The 17,639-nt window shown below is 66.2% G+C and carries 10 protein-coding genes; 1 reads left to right on the top strand and 9 read right to left on the bottom strand.

The features are described 5' to 3' along the window. Window positions 1-128: 128 nt before the first annotated feature. From BUB20358_RS06545 to hemE, 4 genes are all read right to left on the bottom strand, one after another. Window positions 129-1,268 (bottom strand): branched-chain amino acid ABC transporter substrate-binding protein, encoded by a 1,140-nt coding sequence (locus BUB20358_RS06545; RefSeq protein ID WP_006762958.1) that lies wholly within the window; start codon window positions 1,266-1,268, stop codon window positions 129-131. Between the two features lie 84 nt (window positions 1,269-1,352). After that, window positions 1,353-5,285 (bottom strand): trifunctional transcriptional regulator/proline dehydrogenase/L-glutamate gamma-semialdehyde dehydrogenase, encoded by a 3,933-nt coding sequence (gene putA, locus BUB20358_RS06540; RefSeq protein WP_035971443.1) that lies wholly within the window; start codon window positions 5,283-5,285, stop codon window positions 1,353-1,355. A gap of 366 nt (window positions 5,286-5,651) precedes the next feature. Next, entirely contained in the window at window positions 5,652-7,913 is a 2,262-nt protein-coding gene (locus BUB20358_RS06535; RefSeq protein WP_035971444.1) for a primosomal protein N', read from the bottom strand. A gap of 448 nt (window positions 7,914-8,361) precedes the next feature. Continuing rightward, window positions 8,362-9,456, bottom strand: coding sequence for a uroporphyrinogen decarboxylase (gene hemE, locus BUB20358_RS06530; protein WP_035971445.1), 1,095 nt, complete (start codon window positions 9,454-9,456; stop codon window positions 8,362-8,364). A 149-nt stretch (window positions 9,457-9,605) separates the two neighbouring features. Between hemE and BUB20358_RS06525 the strand changes: the two genes are divergently transcribed. Next, the gene (locus BUB20358_RS06525) at window positions 9,606-10,403 is read left to right on the top strand and encodes a transporter substrate-binding domain-containing protein (protein ID WP_006762963.1); all 798 of its coding nucleotides are present in this window, start codon (window positions 9,606-9,608) and stop codon (window positions 10,401-10,403) included. 673 nt (window positions 10,404-11,076) lie between these two features. Here the strand turns inward: BUB20358_RS06525 and BUB20358_RS06520 are convergent. The 5 genes from BUB20358_RS06520 to atpA all read right to left on the bottom strand — a co-directional run bounded on the left by BUB20358_RS06520 (window position 11,077) and on the right by atpA (window position 17,617). After that, the gene (locus BUB20358_RS06520; protein ID WP_006762964.1) at window positions 11,077-12,804 is read right to left on the bottom strand and encodes an AMP-binding protein; all 1,728 of its coding nucleotides are present in this window, start codon (window positions 12,802-12,804) and stop codon (window positions 11,077-11,079) included. 240 nt (window positions 12,805-13,044) lie between these two features. After that, window positions 13,045-13,470, bottom strand: coding sequence for a F0F1 ATP synthase subunit epsilon (locus BUB20358_RS06515; RefSeq protein WP_006762965.1), 426 nt, complete (start codon window positions 13,468-13,470; stop codon window positions 13,045-13,047). Between the two features lie 147 nt (window positions 13,471-13,617). After that, window positions 13,618-15,012: a F0F1 ATP synthase subunit beta gene (gene atpD / locus BUB20358_RS06510; RefSeq protein ID WP_006762966.1), complete on the bottom strand. Its 1,395-nt coding sequence runs from the start codon at window positions 15,010-15,012 to the stop codon at window positions 13,618-13,620. 66 nt (window positions 15,013-15,078) lie between these two features. After that, window positions 15,079-15,954 carry a F0F1 ATP synthase subunit gamma gene (gene atpG / locus BUB20358_RS06505; protein ID WP_006762967.1) on the bottom strand — a complete coding sequence of 292 codons (876 nt, stop codon included), beginning with the start codon at window positions 15,952-15,954 and terminating at the stop codon, window positions 15,079-15,081. Window positions 15,955-16,075: 121 nt separating this feature from the next. Then, entirely contained in the window at window positions 16,076-17,617 is a 1,542-nt protein-coding gene (gene atpA, locus BUB20358_RS06500; RefSeq protein ID WP_006762968.1) for a F0F1 ATP synthase subunit alpha, read from the bottom strand. Window positions 17,618-17,639 lie beyond the last annotated feature (22 nt).

Here is a 17,639-nt window from a genome sequence, read left to right as displayed (position 1 = left end):
CAACAATTTGAGAAGCCGCCAGCAAAAAACAAAACCCGCCGCAAGCGCTCGGCGCTCGCGGCGGGTCCGGCATGCCCGCCGGCACCGCATAATCGCGGCCCGGCAATCGCCCTGCTACATCATTCGGCTTACTTGCCGCCGATGCTCTTCAGCGGCTTCCACTCGCCCTTCTCGACCTTGTACATCGTGATGCCGCCGTTCTTCAGGTCGCCCTTCGCGTCGTACGCGACGTGCGTCGACGTGACGCCCGCCATGTCCGTCTTCGCGAGCACCGGCAGGTACTTCGCCGGATCGGTCGAATCGGCCTTCTTCATCGCGTTGAACATCGCCATCGCGCCGTCGTACGAGTACGGCGAGTACGTCTGCACGTCTTCGCCGAAGCGCTTCTTGTACTTCTCGGCGTACGCCTTGCCGCCCGGCATCTCGTCGAGCGGGAGGCCGGCGAGCGACGCGATCGTGCCTTCGGCCGCGCTGCCGGCAATCTTCAGGAACGTCGGCGTCTTCACCATTTCGCCGCTCATCAGCGGTGCGGTGATGCCGAGCGCCTTCATCTGCTTGACCATCGGCGCTGCCTGCGAATCCGCGCCGCCGTAGTAGACGAGGTCCGGCTTCGCGGCCTTCAGCTTGGTCAGGATCGCCTTGAAGTCGACGGCCTTGTCGTTCGTGAACTCGCGGTCGACGATCGTCGCGCCGCCGGCCTTCGCGGCCTTCTCGAACTGGTCGGCGAGACCCTGGCCGTAGGCCGTGCGGTCGTCGACGATCGCGATCTTCTTCATGCCGAGATCCTTCGACGCGTACGTGCCCGCGACCGAACCCTGCTGCGTGTCGGACGTCATCATGCGGAAGGTCGTCTTGTAACCCTGCTGCGTGTATTCCGGCGCGGTCGCCATCGCGATCTGCGGAATGCCGGCGTTCGCATAGATGCGCGATGCCGGAATCGTCGTGCCCGAGTTGAAGTGGCCGAGCATGCCCTTGATGCCGTCATCGACGAGCTTCTGGGCGACCGTCGTGCCCGTGCGCGGGTCGGCCTGGTCGTCCTGCGTGTCGAGTACGAACTTCACCGGCTTGCCGCCGATCTTCGGGTTCGTCGCGTTGAAATCCTCGATCGCGAGCACGATCCCGTTCTGCATATCCTTGCCGTAGTGCGCCTGCGCGCCCGTCATCGGCCCTGCGTAACCGATCTTCACGTCTTCCGCATGAGCCGTCCCCGCCAGCGACATGACTGCGACAAACGTCGCGCCTGCCAGCTTTTTCATCGTGTGTTGCATAGCATCTCCTTGGTACCAGGGTAAATGGAGCGGCTTCGGGATCGCCTTGCCGCTTCCTTTGTTTGATCCGAACGGCAAGGATGGTCAGCCGATCGTCATCAAATTCGCATTGCCGCCCGCCGCGGCCGTATTCACGCTCACCGAGCGCTCGGTCAGCAGCCGTTCGAGCGCGTAGTCCTCCGCATCGCCGTTCTCGAACGCGCCGGCCGACACACCCTGCACCGACACGATCGGACCCGGCCGCTGCGCGACGTCCTTCACGAGCGTCTGCAGTTCGTCGCTGTCGCCTTCGAACAGCACCGCGTCGAACGCCGCATCGGCCTGCTTGCGTACGGCCGCGTGCGCCTTCAGCGACGCCGGCAGCGCGGCGACCAGCGCCTCGCCGGCCGCGCCGGCAAACAGCGCGCGGTTGCCGGTCGCGAGCACCGCCGCGAACTGCGCACGCGCGCCGGACGGCGTCGCCGCGACACACAGCACCGTGCCGCGCGGGCCGAGTGTATACGTGTTTCGCTCGCCCGTCGGCCCGGTCAGCACGGCGGTCGCGCCGGCCGGCACCTGCGCGAGGTAACCGTCGCAGCGCGCGGCGAGCGCCGGCTCGCGCTGTTCGATCAGCCAGTCGCGCAGCGCGGTGAGCGCCGTCGTCGGGGTGCTGCGCTCGCCGCCTTCGACGCTGCCGTCCGCCGTCAGCATCTGCGCGAGCGAGCGCGGCAGGCCCGACGGACGCGTCGCGAGCAGGCGCTGCAGATACAGCGCGCCGCCGGCCTTCGGGCCCGTGCCCGACAGCCCTTCGCCGCCGAACGGCTGCACGCCGACCACCGCGCCGATCACGTTGCGGTTCACGTAGATGTTGCCGACGTGTGCGTTCGAGATCACGTGCGCGATCGTCTCGTCGATCCGCGTGTGGATGCCGAGCGTGAGGCCGTAGCCGGTCGCGCGGATCTGCTCGAGCAGCTTGTCGAGCTGGCTGCGGCGGTAGCGCACGACGTGCAGCACCGGACCGAACACCTCGCGCTTCAGTTCGTCGATGCTGCCGATCTCGATCAGCGTCGGCGGGACGAACGTGCCGTGCGCGCATGCGTCGGGCATCGGCAGCTGCGTGACCGCGTGGCCCTTTTCCTTCATCGCGGCGACGTGCGCGTCGATCGTGCGCTTCGCTTCCGCGTCGATCACCGGCCCGACGTCGGTCGACAGGCGGTCCGGATTGCCGAGCGTCAGCTCGTGCATCGCGCCCTTGAGCATCGTCAGCGTGCGATCCGCGACGTCGTCCTGCAGACACAGCACGCGCAGCGCCGAGCAGCGTTGGCCGGCCGAATCGAACGACGACTGCAGCACGTCCGCGACGACCTGCTCGGCGAGCGCCGACGAGTCGACGATCATCGCGTTCTGGCCGCCCGTTTCCGCGATCAGCGGAATCGGCTTGCCGTCCGGATCCAGGCGCGCGGACAACGTCTTGTTGATCAGCCGCGCGACTTCGGTCGACCCGGTGAACATCACCGCACGCGTGCGCGGATCGGCGACGAGCGCAGCGCCGACGGTCTCGCCGTCGCCCGGCAGCAGTTGCACCGCGCCGGCCGGCACGCCGGCCTCGCGCAGCAGCCGCACCGCTTGCGCGGCGATCAGCGGCGTCTGCTCGGCCGGCTTCGCGAGCACCGTGTTGCCGGCCGCGAGCGCGGCGGCCACCTGGCCCATGAAGATCGCGAGCGGGAAGTTCCACGGGCTGATGCAGACCACCGGACCGAGCGGCCGATGCGTGTCGTTCGAGAATTCGCCGCGGATCTGCGCCGCGTAATAGCGCAGGAAGTCGACCGCCTCGCGGATCTCCGCGATCGCGTTCGGCAACGACTTGCCGGCTTCGCGCACGATCAGGCCCATCAGCGTGTGCATCTGCGCTTCGAGCAGATCGGCTGCGCGCACGAGGCAGTCGGCGCGCGCATCGACGGGCGTCGCCTGCCAGATCGGCGCGGCCGTCACCGCGTGCGCGAGCGCCACGCTCACGTGCTCGGCCGTCGCCTCGCTGACCGTGCCGACCACGTCGCGCTGATCGGCCGGATTGCGTACGTCGCGGGCCGGCGCGTCGGCGAGCGCGTCGTCGGCGAGCATCGGTGCCGCGCGCCACGGATGATGCGCGCTCGCGAGCAGCGCGGACGACAGCGACGCAAGCCGATGCTCGTTCGACAGATCGAGGCCCATCGAATTGGGACGCTCGTCGCCGTACAGGTTGCGCGGCAGCGGGATCTTCGGATGCGGCGCGCCGAGCGGCACGACCTTCGACGCCTCGTCGACCGGATCGGCAACCAGCTCCTTCACGGACACCGATTTGTCGGCGATGCGGTTCACGAACGACGTGTTCGCGCCGTTTTCGAGCAGACGGCGCACGAGGTATGCGAGCAACGTCTCGTGCGTGCCGACCGGCGCGTACACGCGGCACGGACGGTTCAGCTTGTCGCGGCCGGTGACTTCCTCGTACAGCGGCTCGCCCATCCCGTGCAGGCACTGGAATTCGTACTGGCCCGGGTAGTAGTTCTGGCCGGCGAGGTGATAGATCGCGGCGAGCGTGTACGCGTTGTGCGTCGCGAACTGCGGATAGACGGCGTCCGGTGCCGCGAGCAGCTTCTTCGCGCACGCGAGGTACGACACGTCGGTGTAGATCTTGCGCGTATAGACCGGGTAGCCCTCGAGCCCGTCGACCTGCGCGCGCTTGATTTCGGTGTCCCAGTACGCGCCCTTCACGAGGCGGATCATCAGACGATGACGGCTGCGGCGTGCGAGATCGATCAGATAGTCGATCACGAACGGGCAGCGCTTCTGATACCCCTGCACGACGAAACCGATCCCGTTCCAGCCGGCCAGGTCGGGATCGAAGCACAGCGCCTCGAGCAGGTCGAGCGACAGTTCGAGGCGATCCGCTTCTTCCGCGTCGATGTTAAGGCCGATGTCGTAGCGGCGCGCGAGCAGCGCGAGCGCGCGCACGCGCGGCAGCAGCTCGCTCATCGTGCGGTCCTGCTGCGAGCGCGAGTAGCGCGGATGCAGCGCCGACAGCTTGATCGAGATGCCCGGCCCTTCATAGATGCCGCGGCCGCCCGCCGCCTTGCCGATCGCATGGATCGCCTGCTCGTACGACGCGTAGTAGCGCTGCGCGTCTTCTTCGGTCGTCGCCGCTTCGCCCAGCATGTCGTACGAATAGCGGAAGCCGCGCGCTTCGTACTTGCGGCTGTTCGCGAGCGCTTCCGAAATCGTCTCGCCGGTGACGAACTGTTCGCCCATCAGGCGCATCGCCATGTCGACGCCCTTGCGGATCAACGGCTCGCCGCCGCGGCCGATCAGCCGCGTGAGCGCCGACGACAGGCCGGCCTCGCTGTTGGTCGTGACGAGCTTGCCGGTGATCATCAGCCCCCACGTCGCCGCGTTCACGAACAGCGACGGCGCGTGGCCGACGTGCGAGCGCCAGTCGCCCTTGCTGATCTTGTCGCGGATCAGCGCGTCGCGCGTCGCGCGGTCGGGAATGCGCAGCAGCGCTTCGGCGAGGCACATCAGCGCGACGCCTTCCTGGCTCGACAGCGAGAACTCGTGGATCAGCCCTTCGACGCCGCCGCCCGAGCTCTTCTCGCGCAGCGCTTCGACGAGCTCCGTCGCGAGCGCCTGCACGTCCGCCTGCAGGTTCGCCGGCAGCCGCGCCTGGCCGATCAGGAACGGCACGCATTCCGGCTCCGGACGACGATACGCGGCCGTGATCGCCGCGCGCAGCACCGACTGCGGCTGCACGTTCTGCGCGAATTCGAGAAACGGGTGCGGCGAGTTGTCGTCGTCGCCGTCCGCGGCCTGGCCGTCGGCGAGCTCCGTGACCCCGCTGTGGCCCGACAGCTCGGGCGGCAGCTGGCCGTGCTCGATTCGCTCGAGATACGCGAAGATCGCCTGCTTGATCAGCCAGTGCGGGGTGCGCTCGAGACGCGCGGCCGCGTCTTTCAGGCGCGAGCGGAGAAGGTCGTCGACTTTGACGCCGAGGGTGGTGCTTGCCATGGTGGATTCGTATGCCGGGCGAGCCCGGCGGTAGCGTGTGAGAGGATGCGCGAAATCCTACGGTACGCAATAAAAAGGTGCAACCAAATTTCAGCATTGGTTGCACCCATTGATTGGTCAATATAATCAGTCACTTAGGCGGTCGCAACTTAGGGGTTGCCCGTGGTCGCGCGATCGGTGTTTTCCCTGATCGGACCGGTTTCGGCTGTGCGTGCGCCTTTCAGCGCGACCGCGCGCGGCGAAAAACGGGTTGCACTCCGCGTGCGCGTCGATATTCGGCCGCTGAACACGCGCGGTGAAGTCGAACGGCCCGCCGAACCGATCGGCAAAAAGACGCGTGGCGTTGACGCGGACCCGCTCGGTTCGTCAGATATCGAGCGGATCGACCTCGACGCTCCATCGCAGCACGCCCCTCAGCGCACGCAGCGCCGGCTGCCACGCGCGCAGCGCGTGCTGCAGCGCCGCGCGCGACGCGCTTTCGAGCAGCAATTGCGCGCGATGGACGTTAGCGACCTTGACGATCGTCATCGGTACCGCGTCGTAGACGGTCACGCGATCCGCGCCCGGCAGCCCCGGCAACGCGGCCGCCGCCTGCTGCAGAAACGCGAGCGCCGCGTCGAGCGTGCGCCCTTCGGCGCGCAGCAGCGCCTGGTAGACGAACGGCGGCAGGTGCGCGTCGCGGCGCTCGCCGAGCGTCGAATTCGCGAAGCCCACGTAATCGTGCCGCGCGAGCGCGTGGTACAGCGCATGGCGCGGATAGCGCGTCTGCACGAGCACCTCGCCCGGCAGCCCCGCGCGCCCCGCGCGGCCGCTCACCTGCATCAGCTGCGCGAACAGTCGCTCGCTCGCGCGGAAGTCGTGCGAGAACAGCGCGGTGTCGGCATTGAGCACGCCGACGAGCGATACGCGCTGAAAGTCGTGCCCCTTCGCGATCATCTGCGTGCCGACGAGGATGTCGACCTCGCCCGCGTGCACGTCGGAAAACAGCGCCTGCGCGCTGCCCTTGCGGCGCGTGCTGTCCGCGTCGATGCGCAGCACGCGCGCGCCGGGCACGGCCTCGGCGAGCGTTTCCTCGATACGCTGCGTGCCGCGCCCGAGCGGCGCGATGTCGACGTTCCCGCATTCCGGACACGACTTCGGAATGCGCGCTTCCCAGCCGCAGTGGTGGCAACGCAGCGCATGCTCGGGCTTGTGCAGCACGACGTACGCGCTGCAGCGCGGACAGCCCGCGACCCAGCCGCACGCGTCGCAGGCGAGCTGCGGCGCGTAGCCGCGCCGGTTCAGGAACACGAGGCTTTGCTCGCCGCGTTCGAGCCGCGCCTTCAACGCCGCGACGAGCGGCCCCGACAGCCCGCCGATCGATGCGCGACCGCGCCGCCTTTCCTCTTCGAGATCGATCAACCGCACGGCGGGCAGCGTCGCGTCGGCCACCGCGCGGCGCGACAGCGTGAGCCGCGTGTAGCGGCCCTGCTCGGCCTGCCACCAGCTTTCGAGCGACGGCGTCGCGGAGCCGAGCACGACCGGAATGCCGAGATGCTTCGCGCGCCACACCGCCAGATCGCGCGCCGAATAGCGCAGCCCTTCCTGCTGCTTGTACGCAGGCTCGTGTTCCTCGTCGACGACGATCAGCGCGAGCGTCGGCAGCGACGCGAGCACCGCGAGCCGCGTGCCGAGCACGATTCGCGCACGACCGGTGTGCGCGGCAAGCCAGTTGCGCGCGCGTTCGCCTTCGGCGAGCCCGCTGTGCAGCGTGACGATCGCGTCGTGGGCGAGCGCGCCCGCGAAGCGCGCGCGGAACGCCGCTTCGAACTGCGGCGTCAGGTTGATCTCGGGGACGAGCACGAGCGCCTGCGCGTCGGGTCGCGCGGCGAGCAGCGACGCGAGCGCATGCAGATAGACCTCGGTCTTCCCGCTGCCCGTCACGCCGTGCAGCAGAAACGGCGCGAAACCGCGCGCGGCGCGGATCGCATCGAGCGCGTCGGTCTGCTGGTCGGTGAGCGCCGGCGGCACAGCTCGTCCACCGGATGTCGACAGGTTATCCACAGACTTGGCCACAGGCGCGTCGGCCCAGCCGATTTCGTCGATCAGGACCCAGCCGCGCGCCGCCCAGTCGTCGAGCGTCGCGGCCGCCTTCGGATGCAGCGCGCGCGCGTCGGGCAGCGACAGCGAATCGGTGTCGACGAGCGCCTGCGCGAGCCGTCTCAGTGCCGCGCCGCGCGCCGGCAGTGCGTCGGGCAGCGCCGCGCGGCCCGCTTCGGTCGCGCGATAGCGGACTTCCGGCGCGAGCAGCCGCCCCCACCGACCGGCGTCGCGCAGTGCCTGCGGCAGCGCCGGCAGCGCGACCTCGCCGCGCCCGCGCTGATAGTAGTCGGCAGCGAACGACACGAGCGCGAGCCAGTCCGCCGACAGCGGCGGCAGGTCGGTGCAGATCGCGTCGATCGCGCGCAGCCGGGACGGCGGCACGTCAGTGTGAGTCGTCACTTCGCAGACGAGCCCGACGACGCGGCGCTTGCCGAACGGCACCTGCACGAGCGTGCCGGGCACCGGGACAGGCTGGACGTCGCAGCGATAGTCGAACAGCGTCGCGAGCGGATGGTCGAGCGCGACCCGCAGGTAGGGGCCGTCCATCACGGCGCTCCGGCGATCGAGCGCTGCGCGCGAGCGCGTTGCATGCGGATCCGCGCCGCGACGGCGAACTTAAAGTAAAACTTCAGATTCGGCGCTAAGTTTTGGATTCTCATTAGGAATCGCCGTTTACCCTGCCCAGCCTGTGGATAACTTTGTTGAGAACTTGCCCCTCAACGGCCGCAATGCGCGCGGGGCCGCGCTTTCCGCTGCTTTCGCCCGTTTCGCGCGGCGCCCCGCGAAGCCTTATTCCATAAGGCTGCTATTCAAATTCCGCCACCATAGCGAGATAAATCCACCGATAAGGGGCTCTACCGCGCTGCAACGTGGAAAATGTGTATAAGTCAAGTCTTGACAAGCATCGAATCGGCAACCGGTGCGGGGTTGCGCCCTGTTTAGCGCGCGCGACGAAACATCGTCACCCCGCAACGCAGCATGACAGCGCTTGCGTTCAGCTCGCCGCCCCGCTACGGATCGCGCGGCTGTGACGATGCACTTCGTCGACGAGCTCCGCGACGTGCTCCGGCGGCGTGAACTGCGAAATCCCGTGTCCGAGGTTGAATACGTGGCCCGGATGGTTGCCGTAGCTGTCGAGCACCGCGCGCGCCTGTTCGCGTACGGCGGCCGGCGGCGCGAACAGGATCGTCGGGTCGAGGTTGCCCTGCAGCGCGACGCGTCCCGCGACGCGCTCGCGCGCGGCACCGAGATTGACGGTCCAGTCGAGCCCGACCGCGTCGACGCCGATTGCCGCGATCTGCTCGAGCCACTGCCCGCCGCCCTTCGTGAACGTGATCACCGGCACGCGCGCGCCGTCGTGCTCGCGCTTCACCTGCGCGACGACGCGCTGAATATAGTCGAGCGAAAAGCGCTGATACGCGCCGTCGGCGAGCGCGCCGCCCCATGTGTCGAAGATCATCACCGCCTGCGCGCCCGCTTCGATCTGCGCGTTCAGGTACGCCGCGACGGCCAGCGCGTTCACGTCGAGAATCCGGTGCATCAGGTCCGGGCGCGCATACGCCATCGACTTCACCGTGCGGAAATCGTCCGACCCGCCGCCTTCGACCATGTAGCACGCGAGCGTCCACGGGCTGCCCGAGAAGCCGATCAGCGGCACGCGCTGCCGGCCCTGCCCGTCGGTAAGCGCGCGGCGGATCTCGCGCACCGCGTCGGTCACGTAGCCGAGCGTCGCGTCGATGTCGGGCACCGCGAGTTTCGCGACATCGGCCTCGGTGCGCACCGGGTGCGCGAACTTCGGCCCTTCGCCGGCCTGGAAGTCGAGGCCAAGGCCCATCGCGTCCGGAATCGTCAGGATGTCCGAAAACAGGATCGCGGCGTCGAGCGGAAAGCGCTCGAGCGGCTGCAGCGTGACCTCGGTCGCGTAGTCGGGATTCTTCGCGAGGCCGAGGAAGCTGCCGGCACGCGCACGCGTCGCGTTGTATTCGGGAAGATAGCGGCCCGCCTGACGCATCAGCCAGATCGGCGTGTAGTCGGTCGGCTCGCGCAGCAGCGCGCGCAGGAAGGTGTCGTTGAGCAGGGTATGGGCCACGGTAGGAGCGACGATGCGAAGGCAAAGCGGCATTTTACCGGAGCGACGCCGCGCGACTGCGCATGCCCGCGCGATGGCGGCCATATGACGCGCGCGATGGCTCCGTTATGATCGGACGCTCATATCGAACGGAATGAAGGAGGAGACCGATGAAGACATTCGCCACGATCGCCGCTGCGATGCTCTGCTGCGCGGCCGCGACCGCGCAGACTGCTGCGCCCGCCACCGCCGCGTCGGCCGGCAGCGGCTCGCGGCTCGACGACGTGCTCGCGCGCGGCACGCTGCGCGTGTGCACGACCGGCGACTACAAGCCGTACTCGTACTACCGTCCGGACGGCCGCTTCGAAGGCATCGACATCGACATGGCCGAATCGCTCGCGAAGTCGCTCGGCGTCAAGACCGACTACGTGAAGACGAGCTGGTCGAATCTCACTGCCGACTTCGTCGCGAAGTGCGACATCGCGGTCGGCGGTGTGTCGACGACGCTCGAGCGCCAGAAGCGCGCGTTCTTCACGCAGCCGTACGTGGTCGACGGCAAGGCGCCGATCGTCCGCTGCGCGGACGTCGACAAGTACCAGACGGTCGCCCAGATCGACCGGCCGGACACGCGCGTGATCGTGAACCCGGGCGGCACGAACGAGCGTTTCGCGAAGCAGCATTTCACGCATGCGAACGTGACCGTCTATCCGGACAACGTGACGATCTTCAAGCAGATTCTCGCGGGCAAGGCGGACGTGATGGTGACCGATGCGTCCGAGACGCTGCTGCAGCAAAAGCTGAATCCCGGGCTGTGCTCGGTGCATCCGGACAAGCCGTTCCAGTTCGGCGAGAAGGCGTACATGGTGCCGCGCGGCGACGTCGTGTTTCAGCAGTACGTCGATCAGTGGCTGCACCTTGCGCTGTCGACCGACGAATATCAGGCGATCTCGGACAAATGGCTGAAGTAAGCGACAGTACATGCATCGGCGGCCGATCAACGGTATCGACGCCGATGCGATCGGTGCGGCTTCGACCGCAAGCGCGCCGCGACGATTCGACGAAAATTGGCCGGACGGCCGACTATCGCGCCCGCCGATCACGTTTCAAAATCTTTCCGACGAATCGCTCGTCACATGCGACACGCGGCGTTCGACCGATTTTCGTGCGTGCATATCGACCATTCATTGAGCCGTATACGCATGAAAAACGTGGGATATGCATGCGATGAAAACTCTGCGGAAAAATCGGGTAAAAACGACCTTTTTCAGGATATCGAAAACAGCAAAAAATCCCGGAAAACCTTATCTGGCGGGCGTTACAACCTGAAACACTTTGTTACCGCGTCGGCGCGTTAATTCGCCCACAATGCCTTCAACGGTTTCAACACGGATGCGGTCTCGTGTGCCAAGTGTGAGCGGACGCGAAGCGCTGCGAGCCAGTCGGTCACGTACCGAAGCCCTTCCGAGGGGCATCCCTGTTGGAGTCGTTTCCGGCTCCCCGCCGGATTCGGTTTCAACTTTGGTCTCCTCGCGCTAACCCCGTAGCGTGTGGTTTTTAGCGGGCTCATAAGCCCGCTTTTTTTCGTCCATCGAAAACGCAACGGCCCGCAGGCCGCCGCGTTCTTCACCGCATCGAGCCGCTTCACGCGGTCTTCTGCACGTCGAGCTTCAGCTCGTCGATCATCCGCTCGCGCATCACGAACTTCTGCACCTTGCCCGTCACCGTCATCGGCAGTTCGTCGACGAAGCGGATGTAGCGCGGGATCTTGTAGTGCGCGATTTGTCCTTGGCAGAACGCACGCACGTCATCCTCGGTCATCTGCTCGTTCGCGCGCAGCACGATCCACGCGCACAGCTCCTCGCCGTATTTCGGGTCCGGCACGCCGAATACCTGCGCGCTCTGGATCTTCGGATGCCTGAACAGGAATTCCTCGATCTCGCGCGGGTACACGTTCTCGCCGCCACGAATCACCATGTCCTTCAGCCGGCCGACGATGTTGCAGTAGCCGTCCGCATCGAGCGTCGCGAGGTCGCCCGTATGCATCCAGCCGTCGATCAGCACCTCGCGCGTCTTCGCGTCGTCGTCCCAGTAGCCGAGCATCACCGAATAACCTTTCGTGCACAGCTCTCCCGTCGCGCCGACGGGCACGATGTCGCCGCTCGGATCGATGATCTTCACTTCCAGGTGCGGCTGGATGCGGCCGACCGTCGTCGTGCGCTTTTCGAGCGGATCGTCGGTCGAGCTCTGGAACGACACGGGGCTCGTCTCCGTCATCCCGTACGCGATCGTGATCTCCGACAGATGCATCTGCGAGACGACGCGCTTCATCGTCTCGATCGGGCACGGCGAACCGGCCATGATTCCGGTGCGCAGCGTCGACAGGTCGAATTTCGCGAACTCCGGATGATCGAGCTCGGCGATGAACATCGTCGGCACGCCGTGCAGCGCGGTGCAGCGCTCTTCGGCCACGGCCGCGAGCGTCGCGACGGGATCGAACGCCTCGCCGGGAAACACCATCGCAGCGCCCGTGGACACGCATGCGAGCACGGCCAGCACCATCCCGAAGCAGTGATAGAGCGGCACCGGAATGCAGAGCGAATCGTGCTCGGTGAAGCGCATCGCGCGCGCGATCGAGCGCGCGTTGTTGACGACGTTGCGGTGCGTGAGCGTCGCGCCCTTCGGGCTGCCGGTCGTGCCGCTCGTGAACTGGATGTTGATCGGATCGGTCGACGCGAGCGTCGCACCGATCGCGTCGAGCAGCGCGGAATCGACCGCGCGGCGGCCGCGCGCGATCACGTCCGCGAAGCGGACCATGCCGGGCGGCGCGACGTCGCTCATCGACACGATCGTACGCAGGCTCGGCACACGCGCCGCGTGCAGGTCGCCCGGTGTCGCGGTCGCCAGCTCCGGCGCGATCGTCTGCAGCATCTCGACGTACGCGGACGACTTGAAGCGCTCGGCCGCGATCACCGCCTTGCAGCCGACCTTGTTCAGCGCGTATTCGAGCTCCGCGAGCCGGTACGCCGGATTGATGTTGACGAGGATCGCGCCGATCCGCGCGGTCGCGAATTGCGTGAGCAGCCATTCGCTGCGGTTCGGCGACCAGATACCGACACGATCGCCCTTCACGATCCCGAGCGCCGCCAGGCCGGCCGCGAGCACGTCGATCTCGTCCGCGAATTCGCGCCAGGTCCAGCGCACCTGCTGCTCGCGGAACACGACGGCCGGACGATCGGGAAACCGGCCGGCCGTATCGAGCAGGAATCGGCCGATCGTCGCTTCGGACAGCGGCACATCGGTTGCGCCGCGCACGTACGACAGGCCGTTCTCGGGCGCGATCAGCGCCCTCACGCCAAGGTCTGCTGCCATGAATGTCTCCGTCCGTTTTTGTCTGATCGGCCCGGCGCGGGGCCGGCGCCGACGCCCGTCGTCGAGATCGCGACGGACGACCTTTACCGCGGATGATGCCGCGCTCCGCTGACGACACTCTGACATCAAATCGCGGCGGACGGATGAAATAGCACGACCGGACGCAACGACGGGCATCACCGGCCGACGGCGAAAAAAAAGCAGCCCGAAGGCTGCTTTCTTTCGCGGGATACGCGCGGCTCAGTGCCGGCTGCGGATCTTCGCCAGACGCTGGATCGCTTCGAGCTGCGCCATCGCGGTCGCGAGCTCGGATTGCGCCTTCGCGAGGTCGATGTCCGACTTCGCGTTCTGCAGCGTTTCCTCGGCGCGCTTGCGCGCCTCCTCGGCCTTCGCCGAGTCGAGGTCCTTGCCGCGGATCGCGGTGTCGGCGAGCACCGTCACGGCGCCCGGCTGCACTTCGAGAATGCCGCCCGCGACGAACACGAATTCGTCGTTGCCGCCCTCGACTTCGATGCGCACCGCACCCGGACGAATCCGCGTGATCAGCGGCGTGTGACCCGGCAGGATACCCAGCTCACCCGCTTCGCCCGGCAGCGCGACGAATTTCGCCTCGCCCGAGAAGATCTGCTCTTCCGCGCTGACGACGTCTACTTTGATGGTTGCCATATCGACTCCTGTCGACCGGAGCGAGCGCGTCGGCGCCGACTCCGATCCATGCCGTAGCGGGCCGAAACCGGCGCGTCAGCGCCTGCCCAGCCCCACGACGGTCGACCGGAGCGAGCGCTCGGCGCTCACTCCCGTCCCACATGACCCTTACTGGATCTTCTTGGCCTTCTCGAAGGCTTCGTCGATCGTGCCGACCATGTAGAACGCCTGTTCCGGCAGGTGGTCGCACTCGCCGTCGACGATCATCTTGAAGCCGCGGATCGTTTCCTTCAGCGGCACGTACTTGCCCGGCGAACCCGTGAACACTTCCGCGACGTGGAACGGCTGCGACAGGAAACGCTGGATCTTACGTGCACGGGCGACCGACAGCTTGTCTTCCGGCGACAGTTCGTCCATGCCCAGAATCGCGATGATGTCGCGCAGTTCCTTGTAGCGCTGCAGCGTCTGCTGAACGCGACGGGTGATCGAGTAGTGCTCTTCGCCGATCACGTTCGGGTCGATCTGGCGCGACGTCGAGTCGAGCGGATCGACCGCCGGGTAGATACCCAGCGACGCGATGTCACGCGACAGCACGACGGTTGCGTCCAGGTGGCCGAAGGTCGTTGCCGGCGACGGGTCGGTCAAGTCGTCCGCAGGGACGTACACGGCCTGAACCGACGTAATCGAGCCCTTCTTCGTCGACGTGATGCGTTCCTGCAGCTTGCCCATTTCTTCAGCCAGCGTCGGCTGATAGCCCACGGCCGACGGCATACGGCCGAGCAGTGCCGACACTTCGGTACCGGCCAGCGTGAAACGGTAGATGTTGTCGACGAAGAACAGCACGTCGAGGCCTTCGTCGCGGAAGAACTCGGCCATCGTCAGGCCGGTCAGCGCGACGCGCAGACGGTTGCCCGGCGGCTCGTTCATCTGGCCGTACACGAGCGCGACCTTGTCGAGAACGTTCGAGTCCTTCATTTCGTGGTAGAAGTCGTTCCCTTCACGGGTACGCTCGCCCACGCCCGCGAACACGGAGTAGCCGCCGTGCTCCTTCGCGATGTTGTTGATGAGCTCCATCATGTTGACGGTCTTGCCCACGCCTGCACCGCCGAACAGACCGACCTTGCCGCCCTTCGCGAACGGGCAGATCAGGTCGATGACCTTGATGCCCGTTTCGAGCAGCTCGGTCGACGGCGACAGCTCGTCGAACGCCGGCGCCTTCTGGTGGATCGAACGCTTCGTTTCGCTTTCGATCGGGCCCGCTTCGTCGATCGGACGGCCGAGCACGTCCATGATGCGGCCGAGGGTCGGCTTGCCGACCGGCACCGAAATCGGGTTGCCCGTGTTCTTCACGGTCAGACCGCGGCGCAGGCCGTCGGATGCACCCAGACAGATGGTACGGACCACGCCGTCGCCCAGCTGCTGCTGGACTTCGAGCGTCAGTTCCGAACCATCGAGAATGAGCGCGTCGTAGATCTTCGGCATGCTTTCGCGCGGGAATTCCACGTCGATAACGGCGCCGATGCACTGTACGATCTTGCCTTCTACCAAAGCAGCAGTACTCATCGCTTTTCCTTTAAATACCTGATTCTTTACTCGCGCAAAGGCGCAGTTGTCGTCCCGGGCGCGCGCTTAAACAGCGGCTGCGCCGCCGACGATCTCCGACAGTTCCTTCGTGATCGCGGCCTGACGGCTCTTGTTGTACACGAGCTGCAGTTCGCTGATCACCGTCTTCGCGTTGTCGGACGCGGCCTTCATCGCGACCATCCGCGCCGATTGCTCGGACGCCATGTTCTCCGCGACGGCCTGATACACCAGCGCCTCGACGTAACGCACGAGCAGTTCGTCGACGACTGCCTGCGCGTCCGGCTCGTAGATGTAGTCCCACGACGTGGCCGGCGTACCGTCATCGGCTTCGAAGTGCTCCGACGACAGCGGCAGCAGCTGCTCGATCACGGCTTCCTGCTTCATCGTGTTGATGAAGCGCGTGTAAGCGAGATAGACCGCCGACAGCTTGCCTTCCGAGTACAGATCGAGCTGCGTCTTCACCGCGCCGATCAGCTTGTCCAGATGCGGGGTGTCGCCGAGGTGCACGACCTGCGACATCACCTTCGCGCCGAAGCGGTTCAGGAAGCCGAGGCCCTTGCCGCCGATCGCGGTGGCTTCGACCGTCTGGCCCTTCTCTTCGAGCTCCTTGAACTTCTGGATCGTCGCGCGCAGCACGTTCGTGTTCAGACCGCCGCACAAACCCTTGTCGGTCGTCACGAGGATGATGCCGGCCGTCTTCGCGCCGTCGTTTGCCACCATGAACGGGTGGCGGTACTCCGGGTTCGCACGGCTCATGTGCGCGGCGATGGCACGGACCTTGTCCGCGTACGGACGAGCGGCGCGCATGCGTTCCTGCGCGCGGCGCATCTTCGATGCGGCCACCATTTCCATCGCCTTCGTGATCTTGCGCGTGTTCTGCACGCTCTTGATCTTGCCGCGAATTTCCTTCATTCCAGCCATAGCTTGCTCCTTTGCGCCCCGAGTTAGCGCTTCAGCGCTTTACTCGGGGCTCATGCATCGCTCACCGAAGCGGCGCGGGCGCATCGGCGCCCGCGCGCGGCCTCAGTGTGTCACTCGCGGATCAATAGGCACCCGACTTCTTGAAGGATTCGATCGCCGCGCGCAGCGCGCCTTCGTCGTCCTTCGAGAGATCCTTGGTGTCTTCGATGCGCTTGATGAGTTCAGCGTGGCTGGTCTTCAGGAATTCGCGCAGGCCCTTCTCGAACGGCAGCACCTGCTTCACGTCGAGATCGTCGAGGTAGCCGTTGTTCGCGGCGAACAGCGACACCGCGAGTTCCCACACCTGCAGCGGCTGGTACTGCGGCTGCTTCAGCAGTTCCGTCACGCGGCGGCCGCGCTCGAGCTGCTTGCGGGTCGCTTCGTCGAGGTCCGATGCGAACTGCGCGAATGCGGCGAGTTCGCGGTACTGCGCGAGGTCGGTACGGATACCGCCCGACAGCTTCTTCACGACCTTCGTCTGCGCGGCACCGCCGACACGCGACACCGACACGCCGGCGTTGATTGCCGGGCGGATGCCTGCGTTGAACAGGTCGGTTTCCAGGAAGATCTGGCCGTCGGTAATCGAGATCACGTTCGTCGGAACGAACGCGGTCACGTCGCCCGCTTGCGTTTCGATGACCGGCAGCGCCGTCAGCGAACCGCTCTTGCCCTTCACTTCGCCGTTCGTGAACTTCTCGACGTACTCTTCCGACACGCGCGCGGCGCGCTCGAGCAGACGCGAGTGCAGATAGAACACGTCGCCCGGGTACGCTTCACGGCCCGGCGGACGGCGCAGCAGCAGCGAGATCTGACGGTATGCCCAAGCCTGCTTGGTCAAGTCGTCGTAAATGATCAGCGCGTCCTGACCGCGGTCGCGGAAGTATTCGCCCATCGTGCAGCCCGCGTACGGTGCGAGGTACTGCATCGCGGCGGAATCCGATGCCGAAGCGGCGACGACGATCGTGTATTCGAGCGCGCCCGTTTCTTCGAGCTTGCGCACCACGTTCATGATCGACGAAGCCTTCTGGCCGATCGCGACGTAGATACAGATCAGGTCCTTGCCCTTCTGGTTGATGATCGTGTCGAGCGCCACCGCGGTCTTGCCGCACTGACGGTCGCCGATGATCAGCTCGCGCTGGCCGCGGCCGATCGGCACCATCGAGTCGATCGACTTCAGACCCGTTTGCACCGGCTGCGACACCGACTTACGCCAGATCACGCCCGGGGCGATCTTTTCGATCGCGTCGGTCAGCTTCGCGTTGACCGGGCCCTTGCCGTCGATCGGATTGCCGAGCGCGTCGACCACGCGGCCGACGAGTTCCGGACCGACCGGGACTTCGAGAATGCGGCCCGTCGTCTTGACGATGTCGCCTTCCGAAATGTGTTCGTATTCGCCGAGAATCACCGCGCCGACCGAGTCGCGCTCGAGGTTCAGCGCGAGGCCGAACGTGTTGCCCGGGAACTCGAGCATTTCGCCCTGCATCACGTCCGACAGGCCGTGGATGCGCACGATACCGTCGGTCACGGAGATCACGGTGCCCTGGTTGCGAACGTCTGCGCTCGCTTCAAGGCCCTGGATCCGGCTCTTGATCAGCTCGCTGATCTCAGAGGGATTGAGTTGCATTATTCGCTCCTGATAGTCAATT

Origin of the sequence: Burkholderia dolosa, assembly GCF_902499135.1 — a bacterium.
In the GTDB taxonomy this organism is placed as follows: Bacteria; Pseudomonadota; Gammaproteobacteria; order Burkholderiales; family Burkholderiaceae; genus Burkholderia; species Burkholderia dolosa.
The sequence above is the reverse complement of the archived record's forward strand: the minus strand, read 5'-3'. Positions and strand labels throughout refer to the sequence as shown.

Bases quoted from the DNA above. Each gene is read 5' to 3' on its own strand.
- BUB20358_RS06545 (WP_006762958.1), bottom strand. From the start codon at position 1,268: ATGCAACACACGATGAAAAAGCTGGCAGGCGCGACGTTTGTCGCAGTC.
- putA (WP_035971443.1), bottom strand. From the start codon at position 5,285: ATGGCAAGCACCACCCTCGGCGTCAAAGTCGACGACCTTCTCCGCTCG.
- BUB20358_RS06535 (WP_035971444.1), bottom strand. From the start codon at position 7,913: ATGGACGGCCCCTACCTGCGGGTCGCGCTCGACCATCCGCTCGCGACG.
- BUB20358_RS06525 (WP_006762963.1), top strand. From the start codon at position 9,606: ATGAAGACATTCGCCACGATCGCCGCTGCGATGCTCTGCTGCGCGGCC.
- BUB20358_RS06520 (WP_006762964.1), bottom strand. From the start codon at position 12,804: ATGGCAGCAGACCTTGGCGTGAGGGCGCTGATCGCGCCCGAGAACGGC.
- BUB20358_RS06515 (WP_006762965.1), bottom strand. From the start codon at position 13,470: ATGGCAACCATCAAAGTAGACGTCGTCAGCGCGGAAGAGCAGATCTTC.
- atpD (WP_006762966.1), bottom strand. From the start codon at position 15,012: ATGAGTACTGCTGCTTTGGTAGAAGGCAAGATCGTACAGTGCATCGGC.
- atpG (WP_006762967.1), bottom strand. From the start codon at position 15,954: ATGGCTGGAATGAAGGAAATTCGCGGCAAGATCAAGAGCGTGCAGAAC.
- atpA (WP_006762968.1), bottom strand. From the start codon at position 17,617: ATGCAACTCAATCCCTCTGAGATCAGCGAGCTGATCAAGAGCCGGATC.